The 19,331-nt window shown below is 68.9% G+C and carries 16 protein-coding genes and 2 tRNA genes; 11 read left to right on the forward strand and 7 right to left on the reverse strand.

From position 1 onward, the window contains the following. Positions 1–62 precede the first annotated feature (62 nt). Positions 63–995 (reverse strand): MBL fold metallo-hydrolase, encoded by a 933-nt coding sequence (locus ACLML9_RS19235; RefSeq protein WP_411946826.1) that lies wholly within the window; start codon positions 993–995, stop codon positions 63–65. Positions 996–1,111: 116 nt separating this feature from the next. Between ACLML9_RS19235 and ACLML9_RS19240 the strand changes: the two genes are divergently transcribed. The 6 genes from ACLML9_RS19240 to ACLML9_RS19265 all read left to right on the forward strand — a co-directional run bounded on the left by ACLML9_RS19240 (position 1,112) and on the right by ACLML9_RS19265 (position 8,417). Next, a complete protein-coding gene (locus ACLML9_RS19240; protein WP_411946827.1) occupies positions 1,112–1,552 on the forward strand; it encodes a MarR family winged helix-turn-helix transcriptional regulator in 441 nt (146 codons plus the stop codon). Between the two features lie 225 nt (positions 1,553–1,777). Then, complete coding sequence (locus ACLML9_RS19245) at positions 1,778–2,413, forward strand: hypothetical protein (RefSeq protein WP_411946828.1); 636 nt, start codon at positions 1,778–1,780, stop codon at positions 2,411–2,413. 209 nt (positions 2,414–2,622) lie between these two features. Then, positions 2,623–4,242, forward strand: a complete 1,620-nt coding sequence (locus ACLML9_RS19250; RefSeq protein WP_411946829.1) for an acyl-CoA synthetase — start codon at positions 2,623–2,625, stop codon at positions 4,240–4,242. A gap of 169 nt (positions 4,243–4,411) precedes the next feature. After that, positions 4,412–6,058 (forward strand): acyl-CoA synthetase, encoded by a 1,647-nt coding sequence (locus ACLML9_RS19255; RefSeq protein WP_411946830.1) that lies wholly within the window; start codon positions 4,412–4,414, stop codon positions 6,056–6,058. A 168-nt stretch (positions 6,059–6,226) separates the two neighbouring features. Next, complete coding sequence (locus ACLML9_RS19260) at positions 6,227–6,790, forward strand: hypothetical protein (protein ID WP_411946831.1); 564 nt, start codon at positions 6,227–6,229, stop codon at positions 6,788–6,790. A 184-nt stretch (positions 6,791–6,974) separates the two neighbouring features. Continuing rightward, positions 6,975–8,417, forward strand: coding sequence for a PepSY-associated TM helix domain-containing protein (locus ACLML9_RS19265; protein WP_411946832.1), 1,443 nt, complete (start codon positions 6,975–6,977; stop codon positions 8,415–8,417). A gap of 61 nt (positions 8,418–8,478) precedes the next feature. Here the strand turns inward: ACLML9_RS19265 and galK are convergent, their stop codons facing one another. After that, positions 8,479–9,630: a galactokinase gene (gene galK / locus ACLML9_RS19270; RefSeq protein WP_411946833.1), complete on the reverse strand. Its 1,152-nt coding sequence runs from the start codon at positions 9,628–9,630 to the stop codon at positions 8,479–8,481. Positions 9,631–10,010: 380 nt separating this feature from the next. Here galK and ACLML9_RS19275 point away from each other — a divergent pair, with 380 nt between their 5' ends. Beyond that, positions 10,011–11,456: a diguanylate cyclase domain-containing protein gene (locus tag ACLML9_RS19275; RefSeq protein ID WP_411946834.1), complete on the forward strand. Its 1,446-nt coding sequence runs from the start codon at positions 10,011–10,013 to the stop codon at positions 11,454–11,456. Between the two features lie 235 nt (positions 11,457–11,691). On the opposite strand, the gene ACLML9_RS19280 is transcribed toward ACLML9_RS19275, so the two are convergent. Further along, positions 11,692–12,444 (reverse strand): DUF6319 family protein, encoded by a 753-nt coding sequence (locus ACLML9_RS19280; RefSeq protein ID WP_411946835.1) that lies wholly within the window; start codon positions 12,442–12,444, stop codon positions 11,692–11,694. Between the two features lie 162 nt (positions 12,445–12,606). On the opposite strand from ACLML9_RS19280, the gene ACLML9_RS19285 reads away from it, so the two are divergent. Together ACLML9_RS19285 and ACLML9_RS19290 are read left to right on the forward strand one after the other, a co-directional pair. Further along, positions 12,607–13,422: a nuclear transport factor 2 family protein gene (locus tag ACLML9_RS19285; RefSeq protein WP_411946836.1), complete on the forward strand. Its 816-nt coding sequence runs from the start codon at positions 12,607–12,609 to the stop codon at positions 13,420–13,422. Between the two features lie 348 nt (positions 13,423–13,770). Further along, positions 13,771–14,772 carry an AurF N-oxygenase family protein gene (locus tag ACLML9_RS19290; protein WP_411946837.1) on the forward strand — a complete coding sequence of 334 codons (1,002 nt, stop codon included), beginning with the start codon at positions 13,771–13,773 and terminating at the stop codon, positions 14,770–14,772. Between the two features lie 55 nt (positions 14,773–14,827). Here the strand turns inward: ACLML9_RS19290 and ACLML9_RS19295 are convergent, their stop codons facing one another. Further along, the gene (locus tag ACLML9_RS19295; RefSeq protein WP_411946838.1) at positions 14,828–15,559 is read right to left on the reverse strand and encodes a TetR/AcrR family transcriptional regulator; all 732 of its coding nucleotides are present in this window, start codon (positions 15,557–15,559) and stop codon (positions 14,828–14,830) included. A gap of 532 nt (positions 15,560–16,091) precedes the next feature. On the opposite strand from ACLML9_RS19295, the gene ACLML9_RS19300 reads away from it, so the two are divergent. Then, a complete protein-coding gene (locus tag ACLML9_RS19300; RefSeq protein ID WP_411946839.1) occupies positions 16,092–16,274 on the forward strand; it encodes a hypothetical protein in 183 nt (60 codons plus the stop codon). Positions 16,275–16,863: 589 nt separating this feature from the next. Here the strand turns inward: ACLML9_RS19300 and ACLML9_RS19305 are convergent. The 3 genes from ACLML9_RS19305 to ACLML9_RS19315 all read right to left on the reverse strand — a co-directional run bounded on the left by ACLML9_RS19305 (position 16,864) and on the right by ACLML9_RS19315 (position 18,370). Beyond that, positions 16,864–17,304 (reverse strand): nitroreductase family deazaflavin-dependent oxidoreductase, encoded by a 441-nt coding sequence (locus tag ACLML9_RS19305; protein ID WP_411946840.1) that lies wholly within the window; start codon positions 17,302–17,304, stop codon positions 16,864–16,866. 690 nt (positions 17,305–17,994) lie between these two features. Beyond that, positions 17,995–18,068: transfer RNA gene (locus tag ACLML9_RS19310), tRNA-Met, on the reverse strand. A 228-nt stretch (positions 18,069–18,296) separates the two neighbouring features. Continuing rightward, a tRNA-Met gene (locus tag ACLML9_RS19315) sits at positions 18,297–18,370 on the reverse strand. A 560-nt stretch (positions 18,371–18,930) separates the two neighbouring features. On the opposite strand from ACLML9_RS19315, the gene ACLML9_RS19320 reads away from it, so the two are divergent. Then, a complete protein-coding gene (locus ACLML9_RS19320) occupies positions 18,931–19,266 on the forward strand; it encodes a transglycosylase family protein (RefSeq protein WP_030523436.1) in 336 nt (111 codons plus the stop codon). Positions 19,267–19,331: the final 65 nt, after the last annotated feature.

Consider the following 19,331-nt stretch of genomic DNA (forward strand, 5'->3'; position numbering starts at 1 on the left):
CTCGTCCGGCGAGCCCGCACCGGCCTCTACTTCATCCGGGCGGCGTCGGGGGCGACCGGAAGTCAGGGCAGCGGCACCCAGGAGGTATGGCCGGCGCCGTCGCGGGCGACCGTACCGAATACGACGTCGGCGAAATGGTTGCCGAAGGCCAGGTCACCGGTGGCGGCGAGTTCGTCGACCAGCCGGTGCCGCGCCTGCGCCGACCGGACCCGGTCGTGATCCGCTCCCGCAGACCAGTGCGGATACCGGACCTGTAGCGGCGTGTGCAGCGCGTCGCCGAAGGCGAGCAGACGCCGGCCGCCGGACATTATCGAGTAGCTCGTATGCCCGGCGGTATGGCCGGCCGCCACCACCGCCCGCACACCGGGGAAGATCTCTTCGCCGTCGGCGATCGTGCGGACCTTGGGGCTCATCACCTCGAGCATGTCCGGGGTCACCGCGTGTTCGGGCGACGGATGCCGGTGCGCCCATTCCGTTTCGGCGACGAGGTAGTCGGCTGCGATGAACACCGGGCCGCCGGCGACCGCCGGATGGGACGCCCAGCCGATGTGGTCGCCGTGCAGATGAGTGAATGCCACCGCCTCGATGGTGTCCGGCGCCCGGCCGGCCCGGGCCAGGTTCTCCAGCAACGCGCCGCCGCTGATTGCGCCGATCAGCGGGTTGCCCGGGTCGTCGGGCACCGCCACCGGCCCGACGCCGGTGTCGATCAGCAGCGCGCGGTCCCCGAGTTCGACGAGCAGCCCGCCGATGCCGGCTACCAGGTAGCCCTTCTCGTCGAGGTGATCGGCGTGCGCCACCCAGTCCGCGGCGGTGGTGTCGGGCAGCCAGCCGCGCGGTGCCAGGCCCACCGCCCCGTCGGGTACGTAGGTGACGGTCAGCTCCCCCATCCGGATCGACCGGAGACGTCCCGGGCGGCGCAGGCGTTGTCCGGCACCGGGTCCGGTGGTGACGGCGATCGGATCGGTGGGTTCGGCGGCCGGATGGGCGATGGTCATGGTGAAACTCCTGGCTCGGGCGGTGTGTGGCGGTCGGCCACTCGCCATAAGCTTAAAGTTAGAATGATTATAGTTGCAACTATTAAAGTTGGATGCACTTCGCTAGGATCGTCACCATGAGCAATTCACGGGGAGCGCACGCCGAGAGCCTCGCGGCCGCGGAGCGCGAACTGTGCGGACTGGTCAACGCTCTCAACCACCGCATCGAGAACCACGTGCGCCTGCGAGCCACGCCGCTGGGCCTCAGCGCGCCGCAGGCGGTCGCACTCCGCGAGCTGACCGGCCCGATGACCATGCGCGAGCTGGCCGAGCGAATGAGCTGTGAACCCTCGAACGCGACGTTCATCGTCGACCGGCTCGAGGCGAACGGCCATGTCGAACGGCGCGCCCACCCCACGGACCGCCGGGCCAGACAACTCGTACTCACCCCGGCGGGCAGCGAACTACGTACCCGGCTGCTCGACCTACTCGCGGCCGACTCCCCCTTACAACCCCTCACCCGGCAGGAACAGCAAACCCTGCAGCAGCTGCTCCAGCGCGCGGTCACCGCCGACTGATCCGGCGTCGAAATCGGATACGAAACCGCGACCGACCGGCCGCGCGGCGGTCCTGGACACCAACGGGGCCGAGTGACAGTGTTTGTTCGATCGGACAGCCCCGATCGGTGCCGCCGGATCCGCTCCCCGCTCGCTCCGCCGCACCGGCACCGGTTCCACCTCGCAGCACCCACACCGAGCCACTGAGCAGTACCCCGGATATCCGCCCCTGCAAGGAGATTGGTTATGCGTATATCTGCCTTTACCCGGCGGCTCCTCACCTCTGCCATGGGGACCGCCGCAGCCACTGTTCTGTTCACCGGACACGCGACCGCCGAGCCCGCCCAGGTCGATTGGGCTTCGGCCACGCAGGCCCTGCACACCGCGGCGACCGGTGATCCGGCCGCCGAACAGGCGGTATCCCGGCTGCTCGGTGACGCGCGGGTCGCCGCGGCCACGCGTGATGCCGCGCTGCCCGCGCAACCGTTCCAGATCCCGGCCGAATCCACCGTGGGCCGCGGCGGCGGTCCGGGAATGTACGGCTCGGGTCTGTCGCTGAACCTCGACGGCTTCCGGTTCGCGTTCTTCGGCGGACCGGGCACGATCGCCCCGGATCAGACGGGCGCACGGCTGGATGTCGTATGGCTCAACCTCAACAACGGCCGCAGCGGTATCGAGCAGCTCACCGAGCATCGGGACATCATCGCCGACACCACGATCCGCACCCGGCCGATCGATCCGGGCCCGGGTCTGATCGTCGCCGCGGTGTACGGCAACCTGTGGCACCGCTGGCCGGTGCCGGTGAGCGCAGAACACCCGGACGGGTTCCAGTACGTGCGCGGCGACATCACTTTCCCGTCGCTGGGCTCGGTCTACAACTGACCCGAGGCGCCGGGGGCCGGTGCGCGCGAGTGCGTCGACGATTCGACGCCTGCCCGCACCGGCCGCCTCGGCGACCGCTCGCGGATGTCTTTTTTGTCCGGAGCGTACGTTGTGAGCGATTACACTTTCACTGCTACGGTGGCCACCGATATGCCGTTCGGAATCGCTAGGTCGAGTGCCGACGCGAGGATCTGTGGAGGTGTTCGAAGGTGAACCTGGCGCACACGCTGGAAGTCGTCAAGGCATACGGGCTGCTGCAGTCCAGCGGATTCATCGATCTGAAGAATCCGGGGGAAACGCTGCGGACGCTGAAGGATTCCAAGACCTACATCCCGCAGGCCACCCTGATCATGCACTCCGCGCGCATCGCGCCGGACGCGCCCGGACTGGCCGACGAACGCGGTGAGCTGACCTACCGCGAACTGGACGAGCAGTCCACCAAGATCGCCCACGGGCTGCGCGACGCGGGGATCACCGAGGGCACCGTGATCGGCATCCTCGCCCGGGACCATCGCGGACTGATCCTCTCCATGGCCGCCGCGGGCAAGCTCGGCGTGAAGATCGCGCTGATGAACACCGGCTTCGCCAAACCGCAGTTCGCCGAGGTGTGCGAACGGGAGCAGGTCAAAGCGGTCCTGCACGACAGCGAATTCCTCGGCCTGCTCGACGCGCTGCCCGCGGATATGCCCCGAGTCCTCACCTGGGTCGAGGAGGGCACCGAAGTCCCCGCGGGCGCCCGGACGCTGGACGATCTGATCGCCGAGAACGGCACCGAAACGCTGCCGGTGCCCGCCAAACCGGGTGGTTTCATCATCCTCACCAGCGGCACCACCGGTCTGCCGAAGGGCGCACCGCGGGAGAAGGCCGGCCCGGTGGCGACCGCGCAGTTCCTGGACCGCATGCCGTTCCCGAAGCGCGGCACCGTCGTCATCGTCTCGCCGATCTTCCACAGCACCGGTCTGGGCACGTACCTGGTGAGCATCGGTCTCACCAACAAGATCGTCATGCGGCGCCGGTTCGATGCCGAGGCCACCCTGAAAATGATCTCCGACCACAAGGCCCAGCTGCTGGTCGCGGTGCCGACCATGTTGCACCGGATGGTGGAACTGCCCGCCGAGGTCCGGGCGAAGTACGACACGTCCTCGCTGAAAGGGATCATCCTGGCGGGTTCGGCGCTGTCGCCCGAGTTGTGCGTCAAGGCGACCGACACATTCGGGCACGTGCTGTACAACCTCTACGGCTCCACCGAGGTCGCCATCGCCACCGTGGCCCGGCCGGCCGACCTGGCCAAGGCCCCCGGCACGGTCGGCCGTCCGCCGCTCACCTGCGATGTCCGCCTCTACGACGACAACGACAAGGCCGTGACCGCCAAGAATGTCACCGCCCGGATCTTCGTCCGCAGCGGCGCGCCCTTCGAGGGCTACACCGACGGCCGGCACAAGCAGATCATCGACGGCTACATGTCCAGCGGCGACGTCGGCCATTTCACCGAGGACGGCCTGCTCATGGTGGACGGCCGCGACGACGACATGATCGTCTCCGGCGGGGAGAACGTCTTCCCGCAGGAGGTCGAGAACCTGCTGCTCGAGCGCGCGGACATCTTCGACGCCGCGGTGGTCGGCGTGGACGATGCGGAGTTCGGGAAGCGGCTGCGCGCGTTCATCGTCCCCGAACCCGGGCACACTCCGGACGAGGCCGAGATCAAGACCTACGTCAAGGAGAACCTGGCGCGGTACAAGGTGCCGCGCGAGGTCGTCTTCCTCGACGATCTGCCGCGCAACCCGACCGGCAAACTGCTGCGCCGGGTGCTGGTGGAATACGAGGCCTGACAACCTTTCTCGACGGGAAACCGGGAAATCTCACAGTAGCGTCCCGGTTTCCCTACTGTCCGAGACAATGGGCCGGCAGTCCCCGCGATGGTTGCTAGGGTGGGCGGTGCACAGGAGTTCGAGGAGGTAACCGCCGTTCCCGGCGGTACACCGCGGAAGGTTGTCGCCGATGACATTGTCGCTGCCCGGCCCCGTTCGCAGAGCCGGCGATATCGCCTCGGCCGTGAACGTGATGCGCAAACGCGGTCTCTTCGATCCGTTGCGGCTCGACCACGCCCTCCGGTCGATGAGCAACGCGACCAAGTACGGCCCCTTCGCCGGTGTGGTCATGCACGCCGTGCAGACCCGCCCCGACTCCCCCGCCATCGTCGACGAGGCGGGGGAACTCACCTTCCGCGAACTCGACAACCGCTCAAACGCCTTCGCCCGTGGCCTCACCGAACGCGGACTGCGGCCCGGCGAGGTGGTCGCGGTCCTGGCCCGCGACCACCGCGGCATGGTGCTGAGCATGCTGACGGCCGGCAAACTCGGCCTGCGCGCGGTCCTGATGAACACCGGCTTCGCCAAACCGCAGTTCGCCGACGTGGCCGAACGCGAGAAGATCAAAGCGGTGCTGCACGACAGCGAGTTCTTCGACCTGATGAGCGCCATCCCCGCCGCGATCCCGCGCATCCTCACCTGGGTCGACGAATCCGATGGTGCCGACCCCGCGATCCCGACGGTCGAATCCGTATCGGCGGGGCAGTCCACCGCACCGCTGGCGGCACCCACCACACCGGGTGGGATGGTCATCCTCACCAGCGGTACCACCGGCACGCCCAAGGGCGCCCCGCGCGACAAGGTCAGCCCGTTCATCACCGCCCAGTTCATCGACCGGGTGCCGCTGCCGACCGACGGCACCATGGTGATGGCCGCGCCCATCTTCCACGGCACCGGACTGTCCCAGTTCTCCCTGGGCCTGGCGCTGGGCAACCGGGTGGTATTCCAGCAGCGCCGGTTCGACCCGGAGCTCACCCTGGCCAATATCGCCCGCTATCGGGCGGACTCACTGGTCGTGGTGCCCACCATGCTGCAACGCATCCTGGACCAGCCGAAAGAGGTGCTCGACCGCTACGATGTCTCCTCGCTCCGGGTGATCTTCGCGGCGGGTTCGGCCATCCAGCCCGATGTCGTGGTGCGCACGGGCGAGTACTTCGGAGATGTGCTGTACAACCTGTACGGCTCCACCGAATGCGCGGTGATCACCGTGGCGACGCCGCAGGAGCTGAAGAAGTCGCCGACCACCGCGGGCCGGGCGCCGGTCGGGGTGCGGATCGCCCTCTACGACGAGAACCGCAAGCGGATCACCGCGCCGAATGTCACCGGCACGATCTTCATCGACAACCCGCACGCCTTCAAGGCCTACACCGACGGGCGTACCAAGGAGACCGTCGACGGCATGATGTCCAGCGGCGATGTCGGGCATCTCGATTCCGACGGCCTGCTGTTCATCGACGGCCGCGACGACGACATGATCGTCTCCGGTGGCGAGAACGTGTTCCCGCAGGAGGTCGAACACCTCATCGCCGAACGCCCCGATGTACTCGAGGCCGCGGTGGTCGGCGTGGACGATCGGGAGTTCGGCAAACGGCTGCGCGCCGTGGTGGTCCCGGGGCCGGATTCGACACGCGACGCCCAGGAGATCAAGGACTACGTCAAGGCGAATCTGGCCCGCTACAAGGTCCCGCGCGAAGTGGTGTTCCTCGACGAACTGCCGCGCAACGCCACCGGGAAACTGCTGCGGAAACCGCTGATGGAATTGGAACCCGGCAGCTGAATCCCCAGCGCCCCGGGCAGCAGCTCCGCGCCGTGGGTGAAGAGCCGGGAACCCGAGCGGTTACGCCCGGATCCTTCCGCCCCGCACGGTCGGGTGCGCGCGCCCGGAGCAGGCCGGACCGGATATCGGCCGGCCCCAGGCAGGGCGCGGGTCGGATATCATCCTCTGGTGCGTATCAGGTTCGGTTCCACCCATGTGGTGGACCAGCTCGGCGCCGCCCGCATCCGCGGTGCGGCGGCCGGCCTGATCTCGGGGGCCGTCTCGGTGGCCGCGCACGGCTGGGCGGACCGGACGAGTTCGCCCGATGGGACGGCGGTCGTCCTGCTGGCGCTGACGGCGGCGGCGATCGGTGCCCTGGTCACCGGTGTGCGCCCGCTGCGCACCGGCACCACCGGACTCGCCGCGGCACTGACAGCCGGGCAACTGCTCGGCCATTCGAGTCTGGGTTGGAGTTCCGGCCATCTGCACCACGGTGATCTCCAGCTGACCCCCACCATGCTCGCGGCGCACGTGGTTGTCGCCTGCGCCGCGGCGATGGTCGTGCGCGGAGCCGAATTCGCCTACCGGGTCGTCGCCACCGCCCTGGCGCGCCTGGTACCGGTCGCGCACCGGCCACCGGCAACCCCGGACCCACTACCGCTGCGCCTACTGCACCGCGACCGGGTCGTCGCGTGGATCCTCACGGCCGATACGGGCCGCACCCGGGCACCGCCCCGGGCCGTACTGATCTGATCTCCCACCCGGCCCTCCCGGCCGGGCGCCGGCCGTCGCTGCGGTGAACTCCGCGCGCACCCGCGCCCGTGGCCCCGGCCGGGTCTCTCAGCGCGGCGACCCGATTTCTCGGTGCGCGCCGCGTCCCCGCGCACCCGCCTGCTCCGGCCGGGTGCCGGGCCGGCACAGGACGCAGGTAACACCGATGAGTACCACCGAGGTCCCCGCGGCGCCCGAAAGCGCTGCTCCGGTGACCGATTCGCCCCGGCCGAGCAGCGGCGCGTTCCGCGCGCTCGCGCTGCGGCTGCATTTCTACGCCGGCCTCTTCGTGGGGCCGTTCCTCCTGATCGCGGCGGTGTCCGGCGGGCTCTACGCCGTCGCGCCGAGTATCGAATCCTTCGTGAACCGGGATCTGCTGACCGTGGATTCCCGTGGGCCCGAGCGGCCCCTGGCCGAACAGGTGACCGCCGGGACCGCGGTCCGGCCGGATCTCACCCTGGTGGCGGTCGCGCCCGCGCCGGCACCGGGTGACACCACCCGGGTGCTGTTCAGCGATCCCGCCCTCGGCGAATCCGAGCGGCGGGCCGTCTTCGTCGACCCGGTGACCGCGCGGCCGGTGGGCGAATCGGTGGTGTACGGCAGTTCCGGTGCGCTGCCGTTCCGGGCGTGGGTGTCCCAGATGCACCGCCATCTGCATCTCGGCGAACCCGGCCGGTTGTACTCCGAGCTGGCGGCCTCCTGGCTGTGGCTGATCGCGCTCGCCGGGCTCGCCCTGTGGACCCGGCGGGTACGCGGCCGGCGGCAGCGTAATACGGCGCGGTGGCTGTTCGTCCCGAACCGCGCGAACGGGCGGGAACGCCGGTTGAACTGGCATGCGGTGGTCGGGGTGTGGATTCTCCCGGCGGCGCTGCTCCTCTCGGCCACCGGGCTGACCTGGTCGACCTATGCGGGTGCCAATATCGAGGCACTCCGGGAGAACCTCAGCTGGACCACCCCCACCGTCACGACCGCGCTGCCCGGGGCGACGGCGCCGGCCGATACCGGGCACGGTGACCATCACGGCGGCCATCCGGCGGGCCATTCGGTGCCAGCGGATCGGATCCAGCAATTGGACCGGGTACTGGCCGCGGCACGCGAGGCCGGAGTCACCCGCCCCGCCGAGATCACGATCCCGGCGGCCGACGGGACGGCGTTCGCGGTGAAGGAACGACGGCTGTCGGGCACACTGACCGCCGATGCCGCGGCCGTCGACGGGGCCACCGGCACCGTCACCGATCGGCTCCCCTACTCCGAGTGGCCATTCATGGCCAAGATGGCCAACTGGGGCATCCAGCTCCATATGGGCCTGATGTTCGGTGTGCTCAACCAGTTGTTACTGCTGGCGGCGGCGATCGGGCTGATCACGGTGATCGTGCGCGGATATCTCATGTGGTGGCGGCGCCGGCCCACCGCAACGGCCCGCATCTTCGCGGTGGGCAGGCCGCCGCGCCGCGGCGCACTGCGCCGATCGGCGGTCCTGGCGGTGCCGGCGCTGGGCGCGGCCGCCCTGATCGGCTGGTTCGCTCCGGTATTCGGCCTGAGCCTGCTGGCCTTCCTCGCGGTCGACATCCTCGTCGGCGCGCTGCGCCGCGCGCGTCCGGCGGTCTGAGCAGGAAGGTTCGGTGTCGGGATCGCCGCGGCACCGAACCTTCTCGACCGACCGAGCCTCCTCAACCGACCGGGCCGGCTCCCGGACCGGCCACGGCCTCGAGGGTCCGCGCGTCGGGAAAACCCTTGCTCGCGAGGCGTTCCCGGACCTCCCGCTCGACCCGTCCGGCGGCATCGGTATCGACCAGGGCGATGATGCTGCCCCCGAAACCGCCGCCGACCATCCGTGTCCCGTAGGCGCCGGCCGCGCGAGCGGCGTCCACCGCCGCGTCCAGCACCTCGGTGGACACTTCGAAATCGTCACGCAGCGAATCGTGTCCAGCATCGAGCAGCGGACCGATCTCGCGCGGGTCGGCGCCCGAGCGCAGCAGTTCCGCCACTGCGCGCACCCGGTCGTTCTCGCTCAGTACATGCCGGACCCGCCGGTACAGCACCGGATCGGTGAGCCCGGACAGTTGGCCCGCGTCATCGATATCGCGTAGCGATGCGACCCCGAGCGCCGCCGCGGCGGCGGCGCATTCGGCGCGCCGGGCGCCGTATCCCCCGGCCGCGTGCTCATGGGTCTGCCCCGTATCGATGACCAGCAGCCGCAGGCCGGTGGCCGCGAGATCGAACGGAATCCGGTCGTAACCACCCGAATCGGCCGCACCGAAGGCACGCACGTCCAGGTACAGGGCGTGTCCCGCGGTGCACAGAATGGACGCCGCCTGATCCAGGATTCCGGTGGGCGCGCCCACATAGTCGTTTTCGGCGGCCCGGGCGATATCGATCAACTCCCGGTCGCCGACCTCCGGCGCACACAGACCACGGACCGCCACCGCCGCGGCACAGCACAGCGCCGCCGACGAGGAGAGCCCGGCCCCGGCCGGAACCGCGCCGTCGAAATCCAGTTCCAAGCCCTCGATCCCGTGTCCCCGGCGCCCGAACTCCGCGACGACGCCCAGCGGGTACCGCGCCCAGCCCGGCAACAGGTCGCGCTCGGTGGCCAGCGCCGCGGCCGGGAGCCGCACCGGTTCGCCCGGCCGCTGACGCGAGCCCACCCGGACCAGATCGTCGGCGTGCCGGACACCTTCGCAGGTGACCACCAGGGGTATCGCTATCGGCAGCACCAAGCCGTCGTTGTAGTCGGTGTGCTCGCCGATCAGGTTGACCCGGCCCGGTGCCGACCATCGACGACGCCCGCCGGGGGTGATGTACTCCGCACGTTCGGTCACCGGACCACCGTACGAGCCGCTCGCCGGTGCCCGAGATCCGCCGCGCCGCCACCATCGAGACACCTGTTACGACGTTGTTGCGCCAAGAGAGCGACAAATTCGACAGTGCGTGCCATCATCGGATCCATAGTCCAGGTTTGGTGGGCCGGACGCACCGCGGACGGCTCGGACATCCCCTCGTACAGGAACACTCGGTTTGCGTCAGCCGCCGCTCGATGGACAGGTAGAGCACGACAGACAGATAAGGACCCAGGCCTGCGACGCGGCTCGATTTCACCGGGAATGGAGCGATCAAAGGGGGGCTGATGATCATCAGCGAACCGCAGGGAGCAGGTCGGCACGGTATCCACCGGATATGGTATGGCGCAGCGTTTTCCGTGATGGTGGGCGCGCCGCTCCTGGCGCATCTGATACTCGGGTCCCGTCCGCTGTCGGTGGCGGCCACCTTGATCGCGGCCGCCGGCACCGTCGTCATGATGGTCTTCGGTCTGCGCCGGCACCGTCCGTCACATCCGCTGCCGTGGTATCTGCTGGCCGGGGCCGCGCTCCCCTTCGCGACCGGAACCGTGCTGCGGGAGCTGACCGGCTACGCGTCCACCCCTCTCGACGAGATCTGCACACTCGCCGGTTACCTCGGCTCCGGTCTGGCGGCCCTGACGTGGCTGCGGCCGCGGCACGCCCGGACCCAGCCCGATGTCATCCTGGATTCGGGACTGATCGGGCTCGGCGCGCTGCTGGCGTCCTGGATCTTCCTCATCGCACCCGTCCTGCACTCCGAGACCCCGGACGTGAACACGGTCACGGCGGTGGCGCTGCCGGTCTGCGATGCGCTGCTGCTCACCTTGCTGGCACATTCGCTGGCCACCTCGAGCCGCTCGGAAACCTCGCTGCGCCTGCTGCGCACAGCCCTGGCGGGGGTGCTGGCGACTGATCTCGGGTACCGGCTGGTCACCGCCGGCACCCTGGACACGGCGCCGGAAGTGCTGGTCCTTCCGCTGATCGGCGCGTACCTGGCCGCCGGGGCGGCGGCCCTGCACCCGACCATGGTGACGCTGGGTGCGCCGCGCACGATCCGGATCCACCATTCCCGCCAGCGCGCCAGCGTCATCGCCGTCGCCCTCGTGCTCTCCTCGCTGGTGCCGGTGGCCCGCGCCCCGCTGAGCCCGCTCGACCAGATCATCGTGTCCGCGGTGCTCGCCCTGCTGCTCATCGGATTGCTGATCCGCAGCGAACGCGCGATCGGCCACAGCGCCCGCAGCGAACGGCGCGCCCAGTACCAAGCCGACCACGATCCGCTCACCGGACTGCTCAACCGCTCCGCGCTGCTGCGGGTACTGCATCGTGAGCACCGGGACTGGGCCGAACGCGCGCTCTGTCTGCTGTTCATCGATCTCGACGAGTTCAAGGCGATCAACGACAGCTACGGGCACACCGTCGGTGACGAACTGATCGCCGAGGCCGCCACCCGGATCCGCTCCACCGTGCGCCGCGACGATGTGGTGGCCCGCTACGGCGGAGACGAATTCGTCGTCTTGGCGCCGCTGGAGCGGATGGAAGCGACCAAAATGGCCGAACGCCTGCTCGGGGTGTTCATGAAGCCGTTCCAGCTCAGCACCGGCGAAGTACCGCTGACGGCCAGTATCGGGCTGGCCTGCGGCGGCCCCCGCGATATCGACGCCAGTATCTACGATCTCATCCGCGACGCGGACGCGGCCATGTACCAGGCGAAACGGCGCGGCTTCGGCTATATGTTCCACGACTCGATCCGGTACACCCCGGCCGAACCGAGCCGCCACGGCTGGCGGCCGCGGGAAACGGCTGTGTGAGCCGCACTGCCGCCGGAGCCGTGCGGCCCGGCCCGGCCCGGCCCGGAACACAGGACATCCGGAGAAGCAGTGTAAGAACCCGCTGCCGCGTGCCCCGGCAAACCCGGATCGGCCCACAACAGCGCCGATGCTCGGCTGGCGCCGGTCCCTGGACGTTCGCCTTGCGCGCTCCGGAACCCGGCCGGATCCCGCCCGCGGAGTCGACTCCGGGGACGGGCCTACCGGCGACTTCGTATCAGTCCGTCAGTTCTTCCAGCAGTTTGCGCGCCTGCTCGAGTTCGGCCTGCAGCTGCTGGACCTTCGCTTCCTGGGCGCCCCGCACCGAGTCCAGCAGACCGTCCACCACCTCGGAGACCTCCGGCGGCAACAGTTTCGCCGCCTGCGCCACGGCTGTACCGGTGACCGGCATCGCCCGCGCGGTCCGCTTCTTACCCGCGGTGACATCGACGGTCCACTCACCGTCGGCGGTGCCGTTGATGGTGACGGTGACCTCCGGCGTCTTGGCCTTGCGCGCGGCCGGTGCCTTGGTCGCCTTGGCGGCGGCGGGGGTTCGCGGCGCCGCGGCCGGTTTCGACTCGGCGGCAGCACTCTTCGCCGGGGTCGGCGCCGGTTTCCGCTCCGCGGCCGAGGGGGCGGAGGGGGACGGGGACACGGCGGGAGTCACGGGCGGTTCCTTCTTCTCGGGGGCGGGAGGGGATGCGGGGGGCGCGGCAGCCGGCTTGTCACGCTGGGGTTTTACCGTCGTGACCTCGGTGGGGCCGAAGGACAGCACATCCTTTGACCCGGTGGGCCGGATCTGCAGGAAGTCGCCGTCGGCGGGATCGCCGAGCGAGACCACCTTGCCCGACCGCCCCTCGGTGACCCCCACCGCCGCGGCGGTGAACCAGACCATCGGCGGGCGCCCCGCTTCGATCTCCGCGGCGATCTGCTCGAGGTCATTGTCGGACAGGGGTTTCGGCTTCGCGTTCGCTGGTGTTCGCGACGGCATGGGGCACTCCGGACAATCTCACTTGTTCGTCGAATAGCTGCGTGCACAGATGATGCCGCACCGCACCGACATTTTCACAAGCAGGCAGGTTTACGACTCTCGGCCACCCATAGAACGTGTTCTATTGTGGGAGCGAATTCCGGCCACCCGAAGGGAGTCACCATGCCGCTGGACCCGACCGCCGCGGATCTGCGCGAGGCCGTTCTCGCATCCCCTCGCGCCGTAGCGGCCCACGACCGGGCGGCGTGGGCGGGCCTGTTCGCGACCGGCGCGGTGGTCAACGATCCGGTCGGCTCGGACCCACACACCGGAGACGATGCGATCGCCCGGTTCTACGACACCTTCATCGCGCCCAACGACATCGTGTTCGACGTGGCCCACGATTTCGCCGGTCCGGCGACCGTGCTGCGCGATCTCACCATCACCATCACGATGTCGACCGGCGCCCGGGTCCGGGTGCCGATGCATCTGCGCTACGAGGTGGTCGAGCAGGACGGCGCCCTGCGCATCGGATATCTGGCCGCGTACTGGGAACTGGTGCCCATGGTCGGGCAGCTCATGGGCACCGGGCCGAAAGGTTGGCGGGCAGGCACTCGGCTCGGTGGGCTGCTGCTGCGCAATCAGGGCGTGCGCGGCCTGACGGGTATGGCCCGGGCGTGCACCGGTATCGGCGCCGCCGGGAAACGGATCGCGCACCGCTTGTGCGCGGCGGCGGCCGCCGGCGATACCGCGACGGTCACCGCGCTGACCGGCGACCGCGGCACGGTGCTGCTGTGGTCGGGCGAGTCGATCGGCAGCGCGGAGCTGGCCGTACGAGCGCGCGGCCTGCGGCAGGGCAAAACACTGGCGGCGGGTCGCTCGGTCACGATCAGCGCCGATCTGCCGGCGGGTCCGGCGCTGCTGATCCTGGACTTCCACCCCACCCGGGACCGGATCGAGACCCTGCGGGTACACACGGACACTGTCGCCGCGCGGTAGCGGCCAGATCCTCGTGCGCGGCGAGATCGTCACCTACGGCTACCGCGGTATGCCCGAGAGAACCGCGGAGGCGCGCGACGCGCGGGGGTGGCTGCACACCGGCGATCTCGGCACTCTCGGTCGCGCCGCCCGGGCACCGTCCCCCGGCGCGCATCCCCCGCACGCACCCCCGCATGACCGGGGTATGACCTGGGGCGCCGCCTTCGCGCACACCCCCGGTCACATATCCGCGCTTATCCCCACAGGGCACGATTGCGCACCGGCTCCGCGCGCTCTATTTACTGAGACTCAGAGTCCCGGTAAATTCGTCCGTAGAGAGATGTACGCCATACGCACGAGGAGGCACCGATGACGCCGTCGACTCCGCCGCGGGCTCCCAAGCTGGACACCCGGTACCGTGAGACGCTGGAAACTCTGTCGGAGGGCTCGGTGCACCGCCGGTTCGATCCGTATCTGGACATCGATTGGGATGCGCCCGAACTCGCCCTCGACCGCGACGATCCCCGATGGATCCTCTCCCCCGACTACGATCCGCTCGGCGCCACCCGCTGGTACCGGGAACTACCGCCGGCGAAACAGATCGAGATCGGCCGCTGGCGGATCGCCAATGCCATCAAGGTCGGCGCGGCCTTCGAAACCGTGCTCATCCGCGGGATGATGCAGTACATCGCGAAACTGCCCAACGGGTCGCCGGAGTTCCGCTACTGCCTGCACGAGATGACCGAAGAGTGCAACCACATCCAGATGTTCCAGGAGCTGGTGAACCGGATCGGCGACGATGTCCCCGGGATGCGGCCGATCTTCCGGGCGCTTTCCCCGTTCATCGGGGTGGCCGGTGGCTACGCGCACGTGGTGCTGTTCCTGGGCATCCTCGGCGGCGAGGAGCCGATCGACCACTACCAGAAGGCGATGATCCGCAACGGCGCGCACCTACCGCCGCTGGTGGTGCGGACGATGGAGATCCATATCGCCGAGGAGGCCCGCCACATCTCCTTCGCCGGAGAATTCCTGCGCGCGCATATCGCGAAGCTCGGCCCGGTCTCGACCGCGCTGTGCGGGCTGTCCTTCCCGCTGGCACTGCGCTGGCTGGCCGGGGAGATCATGGCGCCGCCGCCGGAGTTCGCCCGCCGCTTCGACGTGCCCCGCGAGGTCATCGAGGAGGCGTTCTGGCGGAGCCCGCACTCGCGGCGGATCCTGTCCGGCTACTTCGGCGATATGCGCGCCCTCGCCGACGAGCTCGGCCTGATGAACCCGATCACCTCACGGCTGTGGCGGGCACTCGGAATCGACGGCGACCGCTCGCGCTACCGCAGCGAACCGGAACGCCGGGTTCGGGCCTCGGTGGCCTGACCCGGGACGGCCGGGCCGACCGACGACGTCCGGCCCGGTCGACGACCCCGCACAGTCACGGGGCCGAACCACGCAGTCCGGCGACCACCTGCGCCAGTTCCCGGTCCGGGTCCACCGTCACACCGACCGTCCGGGCCGCGCCGTCGAGGATGTACCAGGCGTAGCCGGAGAGGTCCGCGACCATTTCCGCTCGCGTCCGGCTCGGCTCCGGATCGGCGACCCATGCGGCCAGCACCCCTTCGACCATGGTCACCACGGCGAACGGCACCGGCTCCAGCGCGGCCGACTCCACCTCCATGATGCGGGCGATCGCATCGATCAGCTCGCGTGACCGCTCGGTGATCCGGAGCTTCAGGCTGGAGATGGCGTCCACACTGTCGGGTCCGCCGACCGGCGGGCCGGTCCGGGCGAACGCGGCCAGGTTGGGGTGGTCGCCCATCCAGTCCGCGACCGCGCGAACCGTCCGGGTGATGATCTCGCGCACCGAGCCGGACGATACGTCCAGCTGTGCGTCCAGCACTGCCCCCAGATCGTCGATCAGGTACGACCGGATGCGCCGGTCCAGGTCCTCCCGGCCGCTGAACTGCCGGTACACCACGGATTTGGCGACCCCGGCCCGTTCGGCGATCTGCCGTACGGGCACATCCGCGCCCAGTGGCTTCTCTTCCAGCAGTTCGACCGCGGCCCGCAGGATGCGCAACTGACGCTCGGTATTGTGCTGTTCCCAGCGCGCCTCGTATCCGTTGATCTCCCCCGGAATCCGCGATCGCGACGACGCCACCGACATGCCAGGCAGTGTACTCAGCACCACCGCCGGGAGCGGCCGCTCCCCGCGTCGTTCTGCCCCGTCGACCGCCCTACCGGGGATTTCTTCACCGGGATTTCATATGCCGCCCCGTTCTGCACGATCAAATGAAAGTACATTCACGTCGGCATTAATTCGGGATTGCGCGCATACATGACGCAATACATCCGCTACATATTACAAACCGGTCGTTTTGTCGACTCCGGGAGCGACGACACATCACGTAGCATCGGAAGATGTTCTCGCACAGACACATCCAGAATACCGCGCGGACTGATGGTTCCACCAGGAATAAGTCACGGGCTGCCCACGGATTCCAACCCGTGGGCAGCCGGTACGAAAAACGCTAGAATTGCGGCACATTGGTACCGGGCGGGTCCGGCGATCTGCTGTCACTACGTTGCTCGGTCGCGGGAATTCCCGGCGACACCGGTTACGGGGGGGCAGCGCAATCGAAGCAGCGTACGAATACGCGCGGCGACCCGCCGGCGCACCACGCGTACAGGAGGCAAGGATGCCCGACAACACCGGCCCCGAGGAGAACGACGTGGAATCGACCGCCGAGCACGCACCCGTGATCTGGCCGGAGCCCAGCCGGCTGGATTCCTGGTGGCGTGACATCATGACCGATCCGACCGCGGCGGCCACCGCCGCCGAGTCCGAACCGGCGCCTCCGAGCCTCACTCGCAACGGTTGAGCCGCCCACCGGGCCCGGCGCGACAACGCGCCGACACCCGGCGCCGGACCCCCAGGCGATGCGCGCACCGGTTCGTTCGCCACGTCCACCGGTCGCTCGAACATCCCGCAGTGCCCCACGGCGGAGGTCACGGCGACATAGCCGACCCGGGCAGCGCTGCCGGCGGCCGGGTCCTCGAATCGGTCCCGCGGGAGGGCAGCTTCTCGCAGGGCCGCGGCGACGGGACCCCCGGATCACACCGGGTCACGCCGCCGAATGGGCCGGCCCACGTCGCCCTCGGAACCCCGGCACCCTGCACTGCACCGCGGCGGATCGACCAGTTGAAATTCGAATCGCCCGCCCGTCCTCGGTGACGATCGACCACCCCGGCTTCGAGTCCGCGGTCGCGCGTCGTCGACGGCAACGCACCGCGACCTCAGGACGCCCCGCGAACCGTCGTCCTCATACACTCCGGCACCTGGACGCACCGTGGCGGCGATCCGGCATCGACGCGATCCGGCGGCGTGTGGCCCGGGCATCGCCACGCCCGCACATGGACACCCGGCGAATCCGTTCGCCTACTCGAGATACTCGTCGCGGCCGCCCGCGGCTAAGTGTTTCCCGCCGTGGGCGTGAGCCGGACCAATGGGATCTCCCGGTCGGTGCGCTTCTGGTAATCCCCGTATACGGGATAGGCGGCGGTGATCCGGGACCACAGCGGCGCCCGCTGCTCCGCGGAGAGGACATGTGCGGTCATCGACCGGCGCGGACCGTTGCGGAACGAGACCTCGACGGCAGGATTGTCGCGAAGGTTCCAGTACCACGCCGGGTGGGTCGGGTCGCCGCCCCGGGACGCGACGATGATGTAGTCGTCGCCCTCGACGACCGGAGCCGTGAGCATGACCGAGCGCGGTTGCCCGCTCTTACGGCCGACAGTGGTCAGTTCCAGCGCCGGCATCCCGAAGTATTCGGTGCCCAGGCGGCCGAAGCTGATACGCAGCAGGGCTCGGTGCACGACGTTGACGGCCTTCAGCGTGAAATCAGATGGCACGACAGCTCATCCCCTCCGGTTCGCGGCAGTTGATCCAGCAAAGCATCTCGACCGGCGTCCGGCAACGCCGCGCCCTCCGCCGGAGGGCGACACCACTACCACCGGAGCTCACGACGCCACCGGGTTCCGCCGTGGAAACCCGCCCGGCAGTACTCGAATCCAATCACGCCAATGCCCATCGGGGGCAGTCGGCGGGCGGCTGCGCATCATCGGCGGCGACGCCCGAGCGGTCGTTGAATTGCACCGATGTAATTTATGAAATGCATACCTGCTATCACTGATTCGTCCGATCATAAATACGCTCCGACCACCCATTTCGAACGATATTCGCCGTCCGCAACCGGCTCAGAGGCGCTTTCCTTGATGAATAGCCAAATGATTGCCCATTCTTATGCTGCGGCAACGCATCCGGCCACCGGCGGGCCCACCACCCGGGGCTGCACGCCGAACACCCGCCGACCCAGGACGATTCGGGCAGGACGGTAGCTTCCGCGAGAGCCGGTCACCGGCTCGGCTCGGCGATGCCACTACTGCCGGGCCGATCGCACGAGGGAGAACCACACACGACCGGCGGGCTCCACGGCGGCCTCGGTCGGCTCCGCCCAACAGCGGAAGCGGCCACCGGGCGCGATGCCCCGACACGGAAAAGGGAAGGTCCCGGAGAGAGTCTCTCCGGGACCTTCCCTGTAGTAGCGGGGACAGGATTTGAACCTGCGACCTCTGGGTTATGAGCCCAGCGAGCTACCGAGCTGCTCCACCCCGCGTTGGGTGTCTCCAACACTACGCACTACCTGTCGCAACACCAAAACATGCCGCTGAGCTGGCCTTGCGTCGCTTGCAGGTGGCCCCGAGCAACCGAGGCGGCGTCCGATCGCGCAGCGGCGGCCCTCGAGCAGCCGGCCCGCGACGTCCGGCCGGCCCGGCCACTACCCGGCCGGAGCACAGAAACGGAGAAGGCCCCGGAACCGTGGTTCCGGGGCCTTCTCCGTTAGTAGCGGGGACAGGATTTGAACCTGCGACCTCTGGGTTATGAGCCCAGCGAGCTACCGAGCTGCTCCACCCCGCGTTGGGTGAACACAACATTACACACGGCTCCCGAAGACTGCCAAATCGCCAGCTCAAAGTGCGTATCGGCCGGCGCACCCTCAGGCCGAACCGGCGGCCGCCGGGCACCCACCGGGCCACCTCGGCAACCATCGACCCCCTGGCGCCCCGGGCTCCGCGGCAGCAACCGGGAAACAGGACTCAGAACGTTAACGGTGCGATTGCCCGTTCACCCGATCGCTATACGCGTGACACGAATTACTCATTCTCGGTGATCCCGGTCACATTTTCGTGTTGCCGCAGACCGTCATGGGTACGGGAGAAATCCATTTATGACCTGGACTTTTCCACATATTCCCACTTTGCACCAATCAACGTATTGATAGTTATCGATACGTGATCTGACGAGATTTCTTCGTTACCGTCGTTCGTAGGCCCCGACCAGACCGGGACGGGCCGACCGAACCGGAGAACGCCGGCAACCCTGTCCCACGGTTCGGATCAAACCCCGACACATCACCTGGGGACAGGGGCACGCAAGCTTCCAACGCGCTGCCGGTGGGCACAGGCAGGGATTCGCATATGTCCAAGACCCGAAAGTTCAGCACCCGCGTTCTCGGCATGACCGCTATCGCCGGGGCACTCGTTGCCGTACCGTTCGGTCTTTCCACCGCCACCGCTTCGGCCGCCTCGGGCAACTGGGACGCCGTCGCCGAGTGCGAGAGCAGCGGCAACTGGTCCACCAACACCGGCAACGGCTTCTACGGCGGCCTGCAGTTCACCCAGAGCACCTGGGAGGCCAACGGCGGCAGCGGCAGCGCCGCGCACGCCAGCCGTGAGGAGCAGATCCGCGTGGCCGAGAACGTTCTCGCCACTCAGGGCCCCGGCGCGTGGCCGGTGTGCGGCCAGTACCTGTGACCCGGCCCGGCGCGCTCTGAGCGCGTCGCCATCCAGCGCGTACGAAGAGGCGCTGCCATCCATCC

Source organism: Nocardia sp. NPDC002869 (assembly GCF_046764065.1).
Taxonomy (GTDB): domain Bacteria; phylum Actinomycetota; class Actinomycetes; order Mycobacteriales; family Mycobacteriaceae; genus Nocardia; species Nocardia rhamnosiphila.

Coding starts and splice junctions, on each gene's coding strand:
- ACLML9_RS19235 (WP_411946826.1), bottom strand. CDS start 995: ATGACCATCGCCCATCCGGCCGCCGAACCCACCGATCCGATCGCCGTC.
- ACLML9_RS19240 (WP_411946827.1), top strand. CDS start 1,112: ATGAGCAATTCACGGGGAGCGCACGCCGAGAGCCTCGCGGCCGCGGAG.
- ACLML9_RS19245 (WP_411946828.1), top strand. CDS start 1,778: ATGCGTATATCTGCCTTTACCCGGCGGCTCCTCACCTCTGCCATGGGG.
- ACLML9_RS19255 (WP_411946830.1), top strand. CDS start 4,412: ATGACATTGTCGCTGCCCGGCCCCGTTCGCAGAGCCGGCGATATCGCC.
- ACLML9_RS19265 (WP_411946832.1), top strand. CDS start 6,975: ATGAGTACCACCGAGGTCCCCGCGGCGCCCGAAAGCGCTGCTCCGGTG.
- ACLML9_RS19275 (WP_411946834.1), top strand. CDS start 10,011: ATGGTGGGCGCGCCGCTCCTGGCGCATCTGATACTCGGGTCCCGTCCG.
- ACLML9_RS19280 (WP_411946835.1), bottom strand. CDS start 12,444: ATGCCGTCGCGAACACCAGCGAACGCGAAGCCGAAACCCCTGTCCGAC.
- ACLML9_RS19285 (WP_411946836.1), top strand. CDS start 12,607: ATGCCGCTGGACCCGACCGCCGCGGATCTGCGCGAGGCCGTTCTCGCA.
- ACLML9_RS19290 (WP_411946837.1), top strand. CDS start 13,771: ATGACGCCGTCGACTCCGCCGCGGGCTCCCAAGCTGGACACCCGGTAC.
- ACLML9_RS19295 (WP_411946838.1), bottom strand. CDS start 15,559: ATGTCGGTGGCGTCGTCGCGATCGCGGATTCCGGGGGAGATCAACGGA.
- ACLML9_RS19300 (WP_411946839.1), top strand. CDS start 16,092: ATGCCCGACAACACCGGCCCCGAGGAGAACGACGTGGAATCGACCGCC.
- ACLML9_RS19320 (WP_030523436.1), top strand. CDS start 18,931: ATGTCCAAGACCCGAAAGTTCAGCACCCGCGTTCTCGGCATGACCGCT.